Below are 18308 nucleotides of genomic sequence, written 5' to 3'. Positions count from 1 at the left end.
GGTGCAGGCGCGCATCAGCGAGTGACTGAACTTAAGGTATAAGGCATTGGCCCCTGTCAGCGCTTGAGTCTCTGTTTTGCCTTTTTGTTGCCGGGATCAATGAGAAGGGCCTGTTCATACTCCTCGTCGGCCCGGTAGGTAACGCCCATTTTTCGATAGATATCCCCCAGGCTGATTCTGATGCCTGCATCCAGGGGCAGCACCTGTACGGCCCGCTGCATAACCTTAAGGGCTGTTTCTGTCTTCCCCTGTTTTTGAAAAAACCGGCAGACACGGTAAAAATCCCAGGCACTTATCTTTTTTTGTTTTTCAATATAATCAAGGGTTTCCAGATATTTTTGTTCGGCAAGGGCTATCTTTCCATTACCATACAGGAAATTGGCCCAGACAATGTAGGGACCGGGCATTTTTGGAACACCCGTTGCCATTTCTTCATCGTTTAGTCCCAGAACTGCCATGGTAGTCAGAGCCTTGTCAATCATTTTGGGGTCTAATTCAATGGCCCTTCGAACATACACGGTGCCCTGCCCCACCCTGTCCCGGGACAATAGCCAGGCACCATATTCAAGGGCGTTGTCAGGGTCACTGATGTCGTAGGTGACACTTGCCTTTAAAAGCGAGCCTGCCTGTTCAGCATTGCCTGTCATTTGAAAGAACAGCCCTAACCGTTTGAGATAAGTACTGCTGGCAGGATTCAGGGCAACTGCCTGCTTGAAATTTTCAAGGGCCGTGGGAGCCTGGTTTAAATACATGGCTGCATTGGCAACGGCAAAATGGTAATCTGCATTCAGGGGGTCAAATTTTATAGCAATCCCGGCTATTTTTTCTATCTTTTCAAGGGTATCCACAGGTGTTGTGGCGGCTATGGTCATTTTTCTGATATGGGAAAAATAGTAATAACCCGTCAAAACTGAGAGTTTGTAAACCCCACCACCTGCCAGGGCAACCATTGTAAGGCCGATGACTGCTTTTTTAAATACAGGGGATTTAACAGGCACAAGCAGGGTTGAGATGGCCGGGGTTTTTATTTTTGTATTGGCAGCGGACACGGCAAGGCCTGCCATGAAAAAGAACCAGAGGCCATTGGCTGCAATGTGGAGATTAAAATCGGTAAACCCATGGAAAAGAAAGGCTACAAGGCCTGTGATGCTGCCCATGTAGATGTAGACGCAATAGGCATCTTTTCTTTGCATGAACCTGGAGTAGGTTTTGGAAAAAAGGGTGACAATAAAGGCTGCGGCCAGCAAAAAGCCAACCAAGCCGCCTTCGACGACCATTTCAATATAGTCATTGTGGGCATGATTAATTGTAAGGGCACCATACACCGTCTGGTAGGCCGGAAAAATATCGATATAGGTGCCGAATCCAGATCCTACCCAGAAAAAATCCCTGATGATCCCCAGGCTGTCCTGCCAGAAATCAAACCTGGATTCATGGATCACGCCCTGGGCGTTTTTAAGTTTTGAAAACCGGTCAAAGATTTGATCCCACCCAAACCAGGCAATGGAAAGGGCCGCAACCACAATGACCGCAATGATTAAAAGGGTGTTGCCCCGGCTTATTTTTCGTCGAAACAGCAGAAAGGTGAAAAAAACAAGGGAGAGGCAGAGACTGATCATTCCCCCCCGGGAAAGACTCACAAACACGGAGGTGACAATCAGCAGGGCTGCGCCACCGATGATCAGGTGAATGTTGGCCTTTTCCTGGCTTAAAATCTGGATAACCCCTTGGAGCAGTGTGGTGTTTGCCATCCTTGGCCGATAAAAAAAGAAAAGGGCCAGCACAACTGGAAAAATCATCTCCATGAGACCGGCATAGTGGTTGTGGCAGATATAGGGACCCACAATCATGGAGTTTACCGGCACATGCCAGAACCACAGGGCCATGTCCTTTGTCAGATAAAATTGGAGAATTGATGAAAAGGATAACAGTCCGCCAAAGATGGTAATTACAATGATGGTTCGTTTGAGGCGGGTTTTGTTCGTCAAAAGCTGAACCGTCAACACATAAAACGCCCAGTAGGAGAGGTAGCGGAAAAATTCGCCAATAGTGGCCCCTGGATGAATGGAAAGGGTCATAAACCGTGCAGGCCCGGAAAAAACGTCGGTGTTTTGATGGACCTGAAAGGCTGCAGGAGAAAGGCTTTTTACCAACTGGACCGGCAGGGGGATGACCTGGAAGAGCATAAATGTCATGAATAGAAAAAAAGGCAGACTGCCTGGCGGGAGGTGGAACGCCCTGCCCTTTTGCACAATGTTGGTCAGACAAAGGAACAGGGCAGAAAAGCAGAGAATTTCCATCAAAGCAATGGACCAAGGATGAACCGTTCCAAAGGCAAGGGGGCAGGCAATGATGAGAAAATAGAATATGTAGTTAACCAGTTTCAACGATAAAACGCCCGGGTCAGGATTCTTTTACATCGGTGGATGAATAGTAATAGTCTCCATAACCGTAATAGTAGCCGCTCTTTTTGGCATCAAACCGGTTTATGACCATTCCTGCAACTGGTGCGGAATTGTCAGTCAATAGTTTTAACCCCTTGTTGATCATCTCATAGGTGGTTGAACCGGCATGGGCGACAATGATTATGCCATCCACCCGTTGGCTTAGGATAAGGGCATCGGTCACATTGATGAGGGGGGGCGAGTCGATGATGATCATATCATAGGTCTCTGAGAGCCTATGGACCATTTTTTCAGTGCGATCGGCGCTTAAAAGCTCTGAAGGATTTGGCGGAATGGGACCTGAACAGATGAGATCCAGATTCTCAGCAATGTCTTTATTAATCAGGTCCTTTGAAGAGACACCGGCCAGAAATGAACTCAGGCCGGAGGTGTTTTCAATGGCAAAATTTGTGTGCTGTACGGGTCTTCGCATGTCAGCGTCAATGAGCAGGGTCTTTTTTCCTGTTTCTGCAATGGCTGCTGCAAGGCAGGCGCTGATGGAAGATTTTCCCTCGCCAGGGGACATGCTCGTTACCAGAAGTGTCCTGGGCGGGGTGTCGGCAGACGAGAGAAATACCGAGGTTCTAAGGGATTTAAAGTTTTCAGACAACGGCGATTTGGACTTGGTCAATATATTTTGAACAAGGGTTTCATGCTTGTCCTTGAACAACCCGATGGTCCCGATGACAGGGATGTCAAACCGATCCTCAATATCCTCCGGACTTTTTACTGTGTTGTCCAGGTATTCAAAGAAAAAGGCAAGGCCCACACCACCAAAAAGGCCAAGAACAATGGCAAGGGCAAGGTTTCTTTTTTTTCTGGGACTGGCCGGAAATTTTGGCAGGGTCGCCTTATCCAGCACCCACACATTGACCGTCTGGTTCTCCTCGGTGATTCCCTTTTCTTTCATTTTCTTTACAAGGGCGTCATAGAGAAAGCGGTTGGTCTCAACTTCACGTTTCAGGATTTTAAGTTGAATATACTTTTCATTGAGATTGGTGGTATCAGATTTGGTTTCATTTAAAAGAGCCCGCAGATTTTTTTCATTGGAGGCGGCCAGTTGATACTGATTCTGGATGGTCTGGACCGCCTTTTGAATTTCACGGGTCTTCTTTTGCTGAAGTCCCCTTAACTCATCATTGGCAGAGATCATTACCGGATGTTTCCTGCCATATTTTTTTGAAAGTTCAGAAATTTTCTGCTCAGATGCGATGATCTGTTTTTTGATGGAATCAATGGCCAGATTCTCTGCAATGGCCGGGATGGTCTCAAGATGGGCCTTGTTGATGCTTTCTATCTGCCGGTAGATGGCCCCCATCTCTTTTTTTTCTGTCTCAGCTGCTGTGAGTCTGCGGCTGAGTTCGGACAATCGTTCAGGAAGGACCGTCATGCGATCCTCAATGGTGATTATTGCATTGTCCTTTTGATATTTTGTGAGCTCCCTTTCTGTCTCTTCAAGTTTTGTCCGTTGGATCTCAGCTTTTTTGGTCATCCAGCGGATGCTGTAGTTGGAGGTCTCCATGCGCATATCCAGGAGTTCGTCAATATAGGCCCTGGCAATGGAGTTGGATACCTTCATGGCAAGGGCGGGATTGTCCGACATGAAACTGATTTCAACCACCCTGGAGTTTTGAACAGGCTCAACTTTTATGCCCTCTTGGATGAACAGTTCCAGCTGTTCTGCCTTGGTCAGGGGAACGGGCGTTTCACCTGGGATTTCTGATTCCGGCGTTAAGCGGTCTATGCCTATCATCTGCTTGAGGGAGGCATAATTATCCTTGATCCAGGCCATGGACGATTTATAAAAAGAAGATTCAGACGTATCTTCCGGGAAAAAAGTGGTGTACACCTTTTCCACATCAAAACTTTCCACCACTTTTTTTGCAACCGAGGCACTCTTGATGATCTGGTACTGGGTTTCAAGGAATTCAGGATCATAGGGGGTGTAGCTGTACATGCCGTCAAGGGCGCTTGAGGTGTTTTTTTCAACCATCACCCGAGTGGATGCTAGGTAGAGGGGCGTTGTGGTAAAAGTTGCGATGACCACAACAACAAAGGTGATGGTGAAAAACGTCAAAACAGTATTTTTGCGTTTATTGACAACCCTGAGGTAGTCCCGCAGGTGTATCTCTTTTTCTTCCATGGTTAAAAAAAGCTCTCCGGTACCACAATGACATCATCTGGCATAACAGGTTCGTCCATGTTCACATTCTCAAGGACCTGTTTTTTATTGTTGATTAATCGGATGATCCGGACCTTTCCCTTGGATGCAATCTTGGAAAATCCGCCAGCCTTTGTAATGGCTTTAATGACGGACATGTCGGAATCGAGTTTATAGGAATCTGGCTTTTTAACCTCGCCCGAGACATAGAAAATATCAGCCTTGGCAATATACACACTGTCACCGTCACGGATGGGGAGGTTGAGGGAGGTATCTCCCTCCTTGATGAGTCGCTCAAGATCAATGATAATGCTGTCTTCCTGGTTGTCTTTTGGCTTTTTTCGCTTGATAGTTGCCGTGTTGCCGGCATCAATCAGGATGCCGCCAGCTGTTGAGATGAATTCCAGCAGGGTAATTTCCCCCTGGAGTTCAAACAGCCCCGGGTTTCGAATCTGACCAAGGATGGTTGCTTTTTTGCTTCTGTACTCCTTGATAAACACATCCACCTGGGGATTGATCAGATACCCGTCGGCAAACAGGTCTTCAAGTTTTTTGGACACCTGGGAAACCGACAGGCCTTTCACGCTCACCTCTCCGATCAGGGGCACACGGATGGTATTATCCGCCGTAACCCTTACCGTTGTCGAAAGGTCTTCGTTTTCATACACGTTGATGGCAAGAACGTCGCCGTTTCCCACAAAATACTCACCGGCAAATGATGACGGCACAACCCCGCACAAAACAAGAAGAAATACTATTAAAATTAAAAATCGTTTCATAATTTAAATGGAAAGGTCAACTCGGAAAAAGATTGTGTTTTCGTTGTAATCAAAGGTTGAAAAACTGGAATTCCTCTGGGCGAAAGCATAGCCCAGATCAAAGGTCATCCAATCCCTGAATTCATACCGCAGGGCAGGTACGACAGAAAAGATATCATCTTCCCTTTCATCGGTCACGCCTTCAAATGTGGATTCCCCCTTGTACTGTTCGTTGGTGATTCCAACGGCCAGAGTCCCAGACCATTTTTCAGTAAAGCGCTGGAGCCATGCAGCTGAAACGCCGGTTGCAATATAGGTTGATGCATCAACCATGGTGGACTCGTTGAATCTTCTAAAACCCGTTAAACGAAAACCCCTTTTTGGATTGAAATTATGCTGGGTTTGGATTTCAAATGAGAAACCGTCCTGGTCATCCACATCCCCGGAATCAAAATCCTTGAAAATATAACCCACCTTGATGCGGCCCGTGGTCTTTGCCGTCACATCCCACTCAACACCCGTATAGAACCGATTTTCAACACTGTCTGCATCTGTATAGGTATCAAATTCAATGTCGGAGAATTCATACTCCACAAAAACCGAAGTTTTGGGTTTGACCTGGTAAAAGGCATAGACAGAAAACGAGTTGTCGTTTCTGTTTCTGTACTCGTTGACGCTTCCATCATATTCAAGGTCGTAGTTTGAGTAGTCAAACCTGAATTTGAATTTTTCAGATGTTTCATAAACCATGATGAGATCGAATAAATTGTCCTTGTATTTATCAAGGCCTTCATAGATACCATTGTCATTGATTTCATGCCTTGAGTTAAATTGATCAATGACGTCAATGGATAATCCCATGTTAAAGTTGTACTGAAACATTCCCTCAGCCCGGTGGTTGGTTGAGTTGTCACCCGTATGGTCTGAATAGAAAACAAACTCAGGGGCATACAGCAGATACCCCTGGGTGCGCCTTGTGGTCTCAGGTTTTATTCGGCTCAGGTTAAGGCCTCCGGGTGAGGAGGTTGACAGTCCTATTTCCAGGAGTTTTTCCCTGTTTCCCGGCAAAGCAAGCCACAATCCAGGGCTGACAGTGGTGACAAATTCTTCGTCCTTGTCTGAGTCGGTCAGGTAGAGGTTGTCTGTATATTTTTCTTCAAACAGCAAAAAAGGATGGATCACTCCCCCTTTTTTTCCAAAGATATCAGCTGTGATTTCCTCGTCGCCAGAGGGCAATGCGGTTTCACTCTGCCCGACAGGCAGATCCGTAGCGGCTGTTGAATACCCGAACGAGAAAATAAAAAAGAACAGTGACAGAATCGATACTCTCCAGTACATGCCGGCTCCTTAAGTTTTTAGTTGTAATGGTCTTGAAAATTATGACTTAAAAAACAACAATACACACTTCATTTAATGGAATGTCAACAAAAAAACCCTGCAATTTTATAATTGCAGGGCCCTTCTGATATCTTTTATTAAATTGTCGGTACAGTGGGGCTGGCAAAGGTTCTGGTTCTTCCGGTATCAGCACTAACGGACTGTAACGGTGCAATGGGGGCCGTGTAGGGCAAGCCCTCTTCAGGTGGCGGGGTGTAGGCCAAGCCTTCTTCACCCCTGAGGCATTGGCATTGAGCAATTTCGTCCCGGTCAAACAACGCTTCCCCTGTCGGAGAAAGGGCATCCACAGCAGCTTTTGCAATGATGGCTTTCATGATCCCGGCTTCAGTTGCGCACATGCACAACTGATCAAGGGTGACATTGCCACCGACTGAGTAGATGGATTTAAGAACTGAGTAGGGATTGTATTCAAGATCAATGGCCATTTTCATGCACTCACAGGCCGGTGCGTCTTGCTCCATGGCCTTTGAAACAGCTTCTTTCAGCACCACTTCTTCGGGGGCGGTATAGGCAAGTCCTTCACCCTTAGCCATGGTTGCTGTTTTTCCGTCCTGCAATGCCGCTATAAACGGTGTGCGCCAGTCTTGTTCAGCAGCAAAAACCGTTGAGGTTAAACCGGCAATCATAGCCAGTGCTGTCATGACAGATAATAATTTGTTCATTGTCTTCTCCAGTGCAAGTATTAATTATTCAGTGTCTTGCCCATTGTTGATGGTACATTTCTTAAATTCGTATCTAAGATCTAATGCAATATCAATGCCAAATCCAATCATGCATAACCACCGGCCTGGGTGCTATACAATCTGGCATAGGTTCCATTTTGCTCGATCAGTTCTTTATGGGTACCCTGTTCGATAATCTGCCCCTTGTCCAGCACAAGAATCCGATCAGCCATTCGAACCGTGGAATACCGGTGACTGACGATCAACGCCGTGCGCCCATGGATCAGTCGTTTGAGCTTTGAAAAAATTGCCTGCTCTGTTTCAGGGTCAAGGGCGCTTGAGGGTTCATCCAATATAACCATTTCAGCGTCCCTGAAAAAAGCCCTGGAAATGGCCATTGCCTGCCATTGGCCGATGCTGAGTTCTTCCCCGTTTTTAAACCAACGGCCAAGGATGGTGTCATAACCTGAAGCGAAACTGCCGATTTTGCTGTCAATCTCTGTTTGCACGGCAGCTTGTCTTATTTTGTGGATATTGTCCTTTTGGTCAATATCACCCAGGTAAATGTTTTCCCTGGCAGACAATTGATATCTTATATGGTCCTGAAATACAACAGAGATTTTTTTTCTGTAATCTTTGGCCTTGAATTGTTTAATATTTTTTCCATCCAGGCAAATTTCCCCATCAAGGGGGTCATACAACCTTGCCAGTAATTTAACAATGGTGGATTTGCCGGATCCGTTTTCTCCAACAAGGGCAACCACCTCACCTTTTTTTATGTAAAAATTAACACATTTTAGTATATTAGTTACCTTTTTTTCACTGTTTTGGTAAAAAAAGTTCACATTTTTGAATTCAATACCCTGGGTGATTTGTTCAGGTAGCGCCAGGGGATGTTCAGGATCTTTGATAAGGGGTTTTAATTCTAAAAATTTGTACAGATGGGACAAAAACAGGTTGTCCTCATACATCCTGGCCCCACTTTCAAGAAAGGTTCTTAAAAACCCAAGACCCTTTTGAAATCCCTGGAAATACATGACCATATCCCCTAAAGTAATGGTTCCCTGGGCCGTCTTTAACGCGATATAGACAAAAGACCCAAACACGGCAATGGTTCCGCTTGCCCCGGCAATAAAGTCGCCAAAGGCCCGGCGTTTTTCAAAGTATAGCTTTTCCTGTTTCAAGGTCTTTCGAATGGATTTAAACTGATCGATAAAATGTCTGCCAAGGTTAAACAGTCTGAATTCCTTAGCATGGGCATCTTCAGTGAGCATCCAGTGAAAATAATAGGCCCGGCGCTCATCTTCGGTTCTTCGTTCCTGCCAGGCGTAGATCTTTTCAGAATATTTCAGCCGCAATAGAACGCCCGGGACGGCAGCGACAACCATGATAATAGATAAATAGGGGTTGAACACGAACAACAGGGCAAACACGGCAGCAAACGAAGCAAAGCTCTGTCCTGCGCTGAACAGCCCGTTTACAATACTTGTAGGCCGGTAGGGCCCTTCCCTCTGTGCCCGAAAAAGAATATCCTTGTATTCGGAGGATTCATAATAGGCAAGGTCCGTGTGCACTGATTTCTCATGGATCACGGAAAACATGTGATCCGTAACCGTAAGGGCCTGGGCCTTTTTAACATAGTCGGCTAAAAAAGAAAAAAAGGCGGTTAACAGCCCTGCCCCGCAGGCCATTGCAATGTACAGAACCGGTTTTGAAAAACTGCCGTCAGCCAGAAGATCGGTCAGGCTTGATTCAGGGTCGGCGTCTATCCCTGTAACAGCATCAATGATCAGCTTTATCAGGTAGAGCGAAACAAGGGGAAGGACGCCAAGGATTAAAACCAACAGCCCTGAAACCATTGAATACAGGGGGGATGCCTGCCAGACAAACCCAAGGGCACGGTCTATGCGAATGGCGTTTTTAAGCTTGGTGGTTAAGGGGGTTGGATTCATCGGGTTTGTTTATACATAAAATAAAAAGACAGGCCAGTCTTCTGTCCTGTCTTTTATTGAGTTGCTTAATCCTTGCAGTTATTTTAAACGTTTCTTTCTTGATGCTGCACTGAATCCGAGCAGGCCTAAGCCCAGAAGAATCATGGTAGACGGTTCTGGAACTGTGCTTCTCCCAATTATGACATCATTTGCACACTCTGCAGTACCGAACATGAAATCAAAGGAAGACAGGTAGTTCATATCCATGGTCTTTAATAGTTCGTTGCCGATAGTGAAATCGTAAGTATAAGAACCAGTTGTTCCATTCTGGTTAAAACCCGTAATATCGCCTTTATAGTTTTCAGATGTTTGTTTGAAATCCACATAGGCTATGTTGTCTTTACCGTTACTATCCAAATAACTTCCACCAAAATGAGGGCCTTGATTATTTGCGTCAGGGCCTGGGTAATTTTCAAAAAAACTCCAGGACGCAATTTTATCTTCCTCAAAAAGCTCGTATAAACCTTTGGAAAAGAAGCCATTAGTTGTGTCATAGGTTAAATCTATTCCATAACTGGCTGTGCCGAAATCCAGAAAAAAATCAGCAAGGTTAACTGTGATGTTGTCAGTTAGTTTTCTGGTGCCGTTAAAAGCTGTGAATATGCTAAATCCAATGCCAGTGGCGCTATCCCTTGATATCTCAATTTGTGTTGTGTTAAAAATGTTTGTAGATCCAACAACGTCAATTCTTGTAGTCGTTCCCGCAGAATCAATCTCAAAATATTCTACAGGTTCACCATTCAAATCCTTTATATACCAAGCGGTTGAAAGATTATCAGTCTGGTCGATTATTGTCTGGGCAGATAGGGTGGCCCCTGAAAGGCAAGTTGCGCCTAAAAACATAAATAGATAATACAAAATTATTTTCATTAGTGACTCCAGATTAAAGAATTAATTGCAATCAAAATTCATTCTTGATCGTTTATTCCTATCCAGGAAGGTGATCTCCGTCTAAATCAGGAATACCTGGCGAGTTCCCACCACCAGTCGAACCTAACAAATTCTCCTTAGTTTCACTCTGACTGAGTATAATTAATTGCGGTTTCTTCCAGATAAGTTTTTTATTTTTTTCCATAGTCTTGCTCCTTTAATTGTTTTTCTTGTTTTGTGTAAAGCAAATAGCGTGCCTGAAATCTTCGCGAAAAGACTAATTGCAAAAAAAATATTAAGTCTTGATAACCAGATGATGTATTGTTTCTCTTTACCAGGTTCAAACAGGAATACCTTTTCCCCCCGCTGAACTTTTCCCACAAATCCAAGGATATTGTTCTGGTCAACCCAGCCATCTTTTGAAATCCTGTTATCGCCTTTAAACATAAAAGAGCCATTCTCTTTTATGATCCTGTGAACCAGCACTCTGCCGGTTGCAGGATGTATAAAGGCTGCAATATCTCCAGTGGACGAACTCAGGTTCAGGTAAGGGCTGATGGTAATAATGTCATTGCTAAGAATCGATGGCCGCATACTGCAACCCGTTGCCTTAATCCTAATAGCACATTTTTTTTCTACCACATCTTTGATCAACAACCCCAAGGATGCATTGCTAATCAGTTGGACTTTTTTTAACTTCAACGATCAGGCCCTTATCCAGAAGATCAGAAATCAGTTCAATAACATCTTCGTGTATCGCTTCTGGATTGGTATTATATCTTTTTGACAGCCCATGGAGGATCGTCACAAGAGTCTTCTTACCGTCTATCATATCCCAGACGTCTTTTCCAGTTTCGTTAAGGGAATAAAGATCCTCATCAAGTTTTCCGATTCCTGAATCAAGGGGGACAATCACGATGCATTCTTCAATTTGTCTTGATATCAGATCCGTTGAAATCATATATACCTTTTCAGGATCAATCTCTTTCATAGTATCCCTTTATTAGCTGACTGATGTCTCCGTCAAGGTTAAATTTTAACTGATAAAAATCTATATTTGAAATAACACCATCAACCAGGTTAAAAATTTTTTCCCATTGTGGACCCTTTGCAAACGGTTTTACAATACTCTGCATGATTTTTTTTAACTTTTCGTGATTGGAGCTAATTGGGATTATAGTATTTTCTGGCGATTGTTCAAGGATAAAAAGTTTATTAAAGAAAAATTTTTTATTGGAAACAACGGGTAATGACCCATGGCACCATGACCCGAACAGATAATATTGGTTGTCATTAACTTTGATAATTGTTCGGTCGTCTCCGATCATATCAAAATTATCTGATTTAAGTATACCCGAAAGGGTGGATTTGCCCGCTCCTGATCTGCCAATTAGTAAAACGCCCTGATTATTGTATGATAGACTGTTCCCATGCACCAAAATCCCGTTTCTGTTGGACAGAAGATTTGAAAAAAGATAGTGGTCTCCACCGAAAAAGACAAGAGAATCCAGGGCAGCACAAGCATATGCTGAACTATTGATGTCCTCTACATATACATGTCCCAGGGAGTGTTGTTTATTAAAAACCGCAACGGCATCATAGCGGATATTATATTTTTGGGATGTTTTTTGTTTATAGAAAAAATTATTATCATCTATATACACCTCCAGATATTCATTCGAAAATATCAGATGTTTTTCATTGAGGACAGACTCATCAAACTTTTTAAAATGATGATAAAGTAGAACATCTTCATTGTCTGCCCCTTCTATCTCAAAAAGCCTGAACTTGGGATGGAAGGTGTTTTCTGTGAAGGGAAATTCAGAGATGATTTTAAAGGTAATGCCGGCGGCAGAATAATATCTACTGTAAGTCTGAATGTTCATATCACGCCCGTGACCTTTTCTTTGCTTCTACGGGTAAACTGTATCAGTACCAGTCCCAAAACGCCACCAGCAGTATCAATGGCAAAATCAGCCAGCAGGGGCGTCCGACCCTCTACGTAAAACTGGGCCATCTCAGTACCCCCTGCTAATAAAATGATATAAGTCACGGGCACAATGACCAATTTTTGTTTTAAGATCAGGCAAAGGACCATGGCAAAGAATAGAAAAAAGCCAAAATGCCCTGCCTTTGGTATGAATGCCATCACCCCAGGGGGGATCCCCCAGTCCGGGGACAGGTTTAAAATCGGTTCGTTTTCATTCAAGGCTTCAGTGGCAGTCTGTATCTGGTTTTGAAATTCCTTGGACACCTGGTTTTTCATCTCCCCGGGCATGGTGGTACCGATGATGATGGCAATAAAGGCAATAACCAGCATCACCCGGAGTAAAATTGTCCTGTTGCCGTCAAAGCAACAACTCCCCATTAAAAAAATTGCAAAAAGCCCCCAGGAAAAAAGGATGCCTGTTTTAACCCATGTGTAACTTCGTGTCTGGGTTACAGAATTAAGGTGGATGTTTTTAAGCCAGAATGAACCTGAGCATTGGTTCAATTGGGCAATTATCTTGACTGCTTTAGTCTTTGGTCCAATGGTAAAACTTTGGCTGTAATGGTTCCAGTCCCGGGTGCCAGACAAGGATACCACCAAGTGTGGCATGTTCCACTGGTCTTTTTGTCCATCGTGTTGAACCAGCAAAAGCCTTGCAAGATTCCATGGCTTTTTCCCGGGCCGAATATTTTCACATTTCATATCCGCAGACAGTTTAAGTATGGAACCTATATGAAAAGATTGGATACTCTGTTTAAAAGCGACACTCTTTTTTTGATCTTCTGAAAATAGAGAGAATTCGTTCTCTTCCTCCCCTGCCCTGCCACTTTCGTTGTCCGGCATGCGCCAGTCGTCAGTCAGCATTTCAGGGCCGCTTGTTTCGTATTGTTCAACAAAGGTATGACAGGCTATGGTAACAACAGCTATAAAAATAAAAAGCAAAATTTTTGTCATTGAAACCAATCAGCCAAGGTGCCCTAATTCTTTATTGCTCTTTGATGTTTTTATCATTATACTACAAAAGTAGCTTACATATAAATTGAGGTAAGATTATGGGAATACCAGTACGAATCGATGATGATTTATATAGTCAGGCCCGGGCACAAGCACGGGCAGAACGTCGTACAATAGCGGGACAAATAGAGTTTTGGGCGATTGTGGGCAGAACTGCTTTAGACAATCCAGACCTTCCAATAGATTTCATACGCGATTTGTTAATTGCCCGTGCAGAAGGCCCGATGCTTTCTTCACCCTTTGTTGCAGAAGGACACGGCAACAATGAATGATAGTGTTAAAGTCTTACAGACTTCCATGTTTAAACGAGCTTACAAGCGTTTACATTTAAATCAAAAAGCGGATGTGGACAATGCTGTTTCCGAAATTATGCGTGATCCGACCCTTGGAGAAGCCAAAAAAGGTGACCTGGCAGGTGTGTTTGTTTATAAATTCAAGTGTAATGGGGTGTTGACCTTATTGGCTTATGAGTATGATCCAGAAACCCGCATGTTGTTGCTTTTGGGTTCACATGAAAATTTTTATCGAAATTTAAAACGATCATAAAAGAAAATTTGTTTATCAGCGTTATCTTTAGGACTATCAGTGAATAACACCCATCAATAAGCCCAGCGCCTGCCCCCGCTATCTCCCGGCACCGGTCAGCACCGCTTTAAAGGTCAGAACCAGAAGTTTGAAATCCAGAAACAACGACCAATTGTCGATGTATTCAAGATCCATCTTCATCCACTGGTCAAAAGTTAAATCATTTCTTGAAGGTGCGATCTGCCATAAGCAGGTAAGTCCCGGTTTCATGGAGAGTCTGCGGCGCTGCCACATGGAGTACTCTTCCACCTCTGCGGGTATGGGGGGTCTAGGTCCCACAATGCTCATCTCTCCCCGAAGCACATTGAACAGCTGGGGAAGTTCATCCAGGCTGGTTTTCCTCAAAAATGTTCCCACCCAGGGAATCACCCTGGGATCCTTTTTAATCTTAAAGGCTGGGCCGTCTGCCTCATTATAGTCTTGGAGTTCCTTGCGTAGCTCGTCAGCATTGTTGACCATGGTTCTGAATTTATAGACTTCAAAGGTCCTGCCGTTGAGTCCAAGCCTCTCCTGGGTGTAAAATACAGGCCCTTTGGAAATGAGCTTGATGGCAGAAGCAATAACGGCAAACAACGGAAGGGAGAGGATCAAAAAGACCACTCCACCCAGGTAGTCCAGGAGAATTTTAACAAAGAGCTTTCCTTCATTCTGGGGTGTTGTCTGGAGGGACATGGTGTAAATTCCAAGGAAATCCTCAAATGCGATCCTTGCAACTCCTGGCCGGTACATGAGAAAGTTTACCTGCCAGTCAGGAATAATCCGCACCTTGACCCCAAGGTTCTCGGCAATGGCAAGGTATTTGTCTGCATACATGATTTCTTTAAGGGGCATGGCAAAGATCAGTTCATCCACCACGTTGTTCACCAGGAACGCTTCCAAGCCGCCGATACTTCCAATCACTTTATGGCCGTTGATCACCGTTTTGCCCACCAGTTCTCCATCCACATCAAAGCATCCAAGGATCAGGTATCCTGAATCCTGATGACTTTCCACAGCCCGAATGATATCAATTGCCCTGGCTTTACTGCCAACAATCAGTAAGTTACGGGTGTTGTACCCCTGGGACCTTATTTTTCTGAGCGTTCGGTAGACGATAAACTTGGATAAAGTGAGGCCTGAGATGCAAAGTACCATAAAGAGAACTAAAAGCAGACGGCTCACCCCCTGTATGTGCATCAGATACAGGCCTGTAGTCAGGAGAACCATACCTAGAAAACAGGATTTAAGGATGATGAAAAAAAATTCCCAGAACGATTTATTGCGGTAGGACAGATACATGCCCATCCATTTGAATGAGATATGCCAGGAGATGATGATCAGCAAGAGGATAATGTAGTAGTTCGGTCCAATGGAAAGCCCGCTCAGACTGCCAGGCAATAAATGTCTTTTTATAAAATAGGCTGCAATAAAAGAAAAACCTGTAATACTAATATCAAGCGTTTTTTGCAGGTCCAACGTTAAAGAGCTGTGTTCTCTAAGCATTCTGAATTTATCCGGTTGTTTTTAGTAAATAAAATTAGAATATTTTGGATGATTTTCGGCTGAATTTGTTAAATGAATAAATAAAAATTCGCCATAGAAGCCTTAATGGACGGTAAATATAGTATAAAAATACAAGTTTTTTATGTAAGGGGAAAAGACTTAAATCTTTAGCCGTTGGTTTAAAAATCTGCCTGATTATATAGCGGGCTATATTGCGCCAATCATCTTGTATTTGAAGGTTAAATGGAGAAAAAGTACTATTGTCTGTAAAACTTGCTGCCACGCTTTTATTGTTTAGATATAATTCAATGAATTTTCGACCTGCATTAATGACCGTGGGGTTTTGCTTTATGTATGTATCTGCCTTTTGAGGTAAAGGGGCATCACACAATGATTTTGCCAGAAAAAGCCCTAACAGAAGTTTTTTAAAACAGTTTTCTTTTTTGGATAAACGATATATCTCCTCCCAATCAAAATCGGTGTGTTTTTTTAAAAATTCAGAAATGCAGCAGATCCACTCAAATTTGCGCCATCCGTCTTTGCTTCCATGAACACAAAGATAAAACAACAGGTACTCAGGCGATAACTGATTAATGAAACGATCGCCGTAATGTTGTTTGATTAATTTGCTTTCAATTTTTTCAATGGTTATCGGTTCCGAAGTATAGCTGCCCAAAATCTTCCATTGGAGGTCAACACATATATTATTATTGGGGTTGTGAAGATTAAAAGCATGCTCAATTTTTAAATAAAAATTATCATATTTGAAATCTATTTTATCAAGAGATTGATATCCGTTAGCAATTAAAAGATCCCTGGCTTCGATAGCATGTGACTCTTTGACAAAAATATCTATATCACTTGAGAACCTTAAAGAATCATTCCCATAAACCACATATGATAGAAAGGGGCCTTTAAGTGGCATGACCAGAATGCCAGCCTTTTCCAGCATATCAGTCAGTTTGAACTGTTCATTGGAGAGAAGTGCATTTCTGCCCACATTACCAATGAAATACTTCTGAAACTTTTTTATTACCCTTTCGGGGATATCATTTGAAAATTCATTTTTAAAATCCCACATTGAGCAGGTGCATTTAATTAAAAAATGATTTAAGATGCCTCCAACTTAAATCACCACAAAGAAAGATGCAAAGAGAAGAGGAAGATGGAATTAGAAATAAATCGTTTAGATCATTATGGTGTTGTAGCCGGTGTAATTAAAGACCTGAAATTAGTGGAACAAATTGATAGTCTGTTAGGAGTCCATGATCTGTCAGAGATTAGCCATGGAGAAGCGATTGCTGGTATGATTCTTAATGGTCTTGGTTTTACTGATCGTCCTCTTTCTTTGACACCTCAGTTTTTTGAGAATAAACCACTGGAAGTCTTATTTCGTCCGGGAGTGCAAGCCGAGCATTTCAACCGGTTTAAGTTAGGGCGTACTCTGGATGTGGCTCATGCCTATGGCTGTGAGGCGTTGTTTGGAAGTTTAGCAGCATCAGTTTGTCAGCAGGAACAGGTTGATTGTAGCTTTGGCTGCGAAGATACCACCAGCTTTTCTGTGACTGGTGAAAATCTGCCAGATCAAGATACTCAAGCGGTCACGATTACCCATGGTTATTCGAAAGATCATCGACCCGATCTGAAACAAGTGGTCTTGGAAATGATGACATCTCAAGATGGGGGAATTCCGCTTTTGATGAAATGTTGGGATGGAAATTCTAATGATAATACTATTTTCCAGCATCGGTCTAAAAAACTGGTAGAAGCCTGGAATGATATGGAAGCCCCACGCTATCTGATTATGGATTCAAAAGGTTATAGTAAAGAAAATGCTATCCACCTAAATTCTTTGAATTTTATCACTCGAATTCCGGAAACAAACAAACCAGCTAAGACATCAATTCAGAATGCTTTAAATCATGATATTTGGGAAAGTTGGGATGAACAAAGAAAATATACTTGTCTTGAAATAGAGCATTATGAGATCCAGCAACGCTGGATTGTAGTTTTTTCTGAAGCTGCTTTTAATCGTTCTGAAAAAACAGTAGAAAAAGCCAGCATTAAAGAAAAAACTCAGATTGATAAGGCGCTTTATCATTTACAGGCTCAAAGGTTTGAAACGGAGACTGAGGCCAGGGCGTCCCTGGAGAAATTGCATAAAAAGTGGAAATATCACCAGGTGAAAGCGGTTGAAATCAAAGAACATAAAAAATATCTGAGCAAAGGTAGACCTGGTAAAAGCACTCCCTTTGAAATCAAATATCAAATTGAATTTAAAGCTGAAAAAGACCTGGAACAAATCAAACAAATCGTGCGGGAAAGGGCTTGCTTTATCATTGGCAGCAATATCCCTAAATCTGAGTTGAGTGATGTTGAGGTGCTTCAAGCCTATCAAAAACAAGATCATGTTGAGAAAGGGTTTGGCTTTTTGAAGAGTTCTTTGTGTTTTGCCTCTGCGTTTTTCCTGGAAAAACCATCCAGGATTGAAGGCCTGATAATGGTGATGACTTTATCCTTACTTGTTTACACTATAGCACAGAGGCGCTTAAGAAAAGCGTTGGAAAAGCTGAATGAAACCATTCCTAATCAGATTAAACAACCCAGTAAACGTCCCACCATGAGATGGATTTTTCAAATTTTGGAGGGGATCAATCATGTTGTAATTAGGGAAAATCAGCAGGTTAAAGTAATGTTAGAAGGAGTTAGTGAATTACGCAGAAAAATATTAACGCTTTTGGGAGATTCTGTTGCAAAGATTTATCAAGTGGTATCTCGATTTCAAAACAACTGCCTGAAATGCTAATGCATCAGCGTTAAAAAAGCCTTTAGAATGTGAATTAATTGACAACACCCATGGCCCGATGAATCGTTTCGGCGTTATTTAATTCTGAATCCTTATTTGAGCATTGTTGGAGATTAAAATGGAAGAAAGTTTTAAAAACGAGTTCTT

At 43.0% G+C, this 18308-nt stretch carries 16 protein-coding genes; 3 read left to right on the top strand and 13 right to left on the bottom strand.

Annotated features, from left to right (window positions below):
• Positions 1-56: 56 nt before the first annotated feature.
• The 11 genes from HRM2_RS12725 to HRM2_RS12675 form a co-directional block, all read right to left on the bottom strand.
• Positions 57-2387, bottom strand: coding sequence for an O-antigen ligase family protein (locus HRM2_RS12725; RefSeq protein ID WP_015904416.1), 2331 nt, complete (start codon positions 2385-2387; stop codon positions 57-59).
• A 16-nt stretch (positions 2388-2403) separates the two neighbouring features.
• Positions 2404-4587: a GumC family protein gene (locus tag HRM2_RS12720; protein ID WP_015904415.1), complete on the bottom strand. Its 2184-nt coding sequence runs from the start codon at positions 4585-4587 to the stop codon at positions 2404-2406.
• A gap of 2 nt (positions 4588-4589) precedes the next feature.
• Complete coding sequence (locus HRM2_RS12715; protein ID WP_015904414.1) at positions 4590-5384, bottom strand: polysaccharide biosynthesis/export family protein; 795 nt, start codon at positions 5382-5384, stop codon at positions 4590-4592.
• A gap of 3 nt (positions 5385-5387) precedes the next feature.
• Positions 5388-6701, bottom strand: coding sequence for a surface lipoprotein assembly modifier (locus tag HRM2_RS12710; RefSeq protein ID WP_015904413.1), 1314 nt, complete (start codon positions 6699-6701; stop codon positions 5388-5390).
• 137 nt (positions 6702-6838) lie between these two features.
• Positions 6839-7423: a hypothetical protein gene (locus HRM2_RS12705; protein WP_015904412.1), complete on the bottom strand. Its 585-nt coding sequence runs from the start codon at positions 7421-7423 to the stop codon at positions 6839-6841.
• 107 nt (positions 7424-7530) lie between these two features.
• On the bottom strand, positions 7531-9375 hold the full coding sequence (locus HRM2_RS12700) for an ABC transporter ATP-binding protein (RefSeq protein ID WP_015904411.1): 1845 nt from the start codon (positions 9373-9375) through the stop codon (positions 7531-7533).
• 78 nt (positions 9376-9453) lie between these two features.
• A complete protein-coding gene (locus tag HRM2_RS12695; RefSeq protein WP_015904410.1) occupies positions 9454-10284 on the bottom strand; it encodes a PEP-CTERM sorting domain-containing protein in 831 nt (276 codons plus the stop codon).
• 162 nt (positions 10285-10446) lie between these two features.
• Positions 10447-10986, bottom strand: coding sequence for a S24 family peptidase (locus HRM2_RS12690; protein WP_015904409.1), 540 nt, complete (start codon positions 10984-10986; stop codon positions 10447-10449).
• Positions 10958-11275: a PqqD family protein gene (locus HRM2_RS12685; protein WP_015904408.1), complete on the bottom strand. Its 318-nt coding sequence runs from the start codon at positions 11273-11275 to the stop codon at positions 10958-10960. Before HRM2_RS12685 ends, HRM2_RS12690 begins: the two co-directional genes overlap by 29 nt.
• A complete protein-coding gene (locus HRM2_RS12680; protein WP_015904407.1) occupies positions 11262-12170 on the bottom strand; it encodes a phosphoenolpyruvate carboxykinase (ATP) in 909 nt (302 codons plus the stop codon). The genes HRM2_RS12685 and HRM2_RS12680 overlap by 14 nt, the downstream gene beginning before the upstream one ends.
• Positions 12167-13228, bottom strand: coding sequence for a VanZ family protein (locus tag HRM2_RS12675; RefSeq protein WP_041273249.1), 1062 nt, complete (start codon positions 13226-13228; stop codon positions 12167-12169). Before HRM2_RS12675 ends, HRM2_RS12680 begins: the two co-directional genes overlap by 4 nt.
• Positions 13229-13326: 98 nt before the next feature.
• Between HRM2_RS12675 and HRM2_RS12670 the strand changes: the two genes are divergently transcribed.
• A complete protein-coding gene (locus HRM2_RS12670; RefSeq protein WP_041273248.1) occupies positions 13327-13560 on the top strand; it encodes a ParD-like family protein in 234 nt (77 codons plus the stop codon).
• Positions 13553-13834: a type II toxin-antitoxin system RelE/ParE family toxin gene (locus HRM2_RS12665; RefSeq protein WP_041273247.1), complete on the top strand. Its 282-nt coding sequence runs from the start codon at positions 13553-13555 to the stop codon at positions 13832-13834. The genes HRM2_RS12670 and HRM2_RS12665 overlap by 8 nt, the downstream gene beginning before the upstream one ends.
• Before the next feature lie 78 nt (positions 13835-13912).
• Here HRM2_RS12665 and HRM2_RS12660 read toward each other — a convergent pair whose 3' ends face one another.
• Both HRM2_RS12660 and HRM2_RS12655 read right to left on the bottom strand, forming a co-directional pair.
• The gene (locus HRM2_RS12660; RefSeq protein ID WP_015904404.1) at positions 13913-15355 is read right to left on the bottom strand and encodes a sugar transferase; all 1443 of its coding nucleotides are present in this window, start codon (positions 15353-15355) and stop codon (positions 13913-13915) included.
• A gap of 34 nt (positions 15356-15389) precedes the next feature.
• Positions 15390-16436 carry a nucleotidyltransferase domain-containing protein gene (locus HRM2_RS12655; protein WP_015904403.1) on the bottom strand — a complete coding sequence of 349 codons (1047 nt, stop codon included), beginning with the start codon at positions 16434-16436 and terminating at the stop codon, positions 15390-15392.
• An 84-nt stretch (positions 16437-16520) separates the two neighbouring features.
• Between HRM2_RS12655 and HRM2_RS12650 the strand changes: the two genes are divergently transcribed.
• Positions 16521-18161, top strand: a complete 1641-nt coding sequence (locus HRM2_RS12650; RefSeq protein ID WP_012663325.1) for an IS1634 family transposase — start codon at positions 16521-16523, stop codon at positions 18159-18161.
• Positions 18162-18308: the final 147 nt, after the last annotated feature.

Source organism: Desulforapulum autotrophicum HRM2, assembly GCF_000020365.1.
GTDB classification, from domain to species: Bacteria; Desulfobacterota; Desulfobacteria; order Desulfobacterales; family Desulfobacteraceae; genus Desulforapulum; species Desulforapulum autotrophicum.
This window is presented reverse-complemented; position numbering and strand designations above follow the sequence as displayed.

Coding starts and splice junctions, on each gene's coding strand:
- HRM2_RS12700 (WP_015904411.1), bottom strand. CDS start 9,375: ATGAATCCAACCCCCTTAACCACCAAGCTTAAAAACGCCATTCGCATA.
- HRM2_RS12715 (WP_015904414.1), bottom strand. CDS start 5,384: ATGAAACGATTTTTAATTTTAATAGTATTTCTTCTTGTTTTGTGCGGG.
- HRM2_RS12710 (WP_015904413.1), bottom strand. CDS start 6,701: ATGTACTGGAGAGTATCGATTCTGTCACTGTTCTTTTTTATTTTCTCG.
- HRM2_RS12695 (WP_015904410.1), bottom strand. CDS start 10,284: ATGAAAATAATTTTGTATTATCTATTTATGTTTTTAGGCGCAACTTGC.
- HRM2_RS12665 (WP_041273247.1), top strand. CDS start 13,553: ATGAATGATAGTGTTAAAGTCTTACAGACTTCCATGTTTAAACGAGCT.
- HRM2_RS12660 (WP_015904404.1), bottom strand. CDS start 15,355: ATGCTTAGAGAACACAGCTCTTTAACGTTGGACCTGCAAAAAACGCTT.
- HRM2_RS12705 (WP_015904412.1), bottom strand. CDS start 7,423: ATGAACAAATTATTATCTGTCATGACAGCACTGGCTATGATTGCCGGT.
- HRM2_RS12685 (WP_015904408.1), bottom strand. CDS start 11,275: ATGAAAGAGATTGATCCTGAAAAGGTATATATGATTTCAACGGATCTG.
- HRM2_RS12680 (WP_015904407.1), bottom strand. CDS start 12,170: ATGAACATTCAGACTTACAGTAGATATTATTCTGCCGCCGGCATTACC.
- HRM2_RS12675 (WP_041273249.1), bottom strand. CDS start 13,228: ATGACAAAAATTTTGCTTTTTATTTTTATAGCTGTTGTTACCATAGCC.
- HRM2_RS12720 (WP_015904415.1), bottom strand. CDS start 4,587: ATGGAAGAAAAAGAGATACACCTGCGGGACTACCTCAGGGTTGTCAAT.
- HRM2_RS12655 (WP_015904403.1), bottom strand. CDS start 16,436: ATGTGGGATTTTAAAAATGAATTTTCAAATGATATCCCCGAAAGGGTA.
- HRM2_RS12650 (WP_012663325.1), top strand. CDS start 16,521: ATGGAATTAGAAATAAATCGTTTAGATCATTATGGTGTTGTAGCCGGT.
- HRM2_RS12670 (WP_041273248.1), top strand. CDS start 13,327: ATGGGAATACCAGTACGAATCGATGATGATTTATATAGTCAGGCCCGG.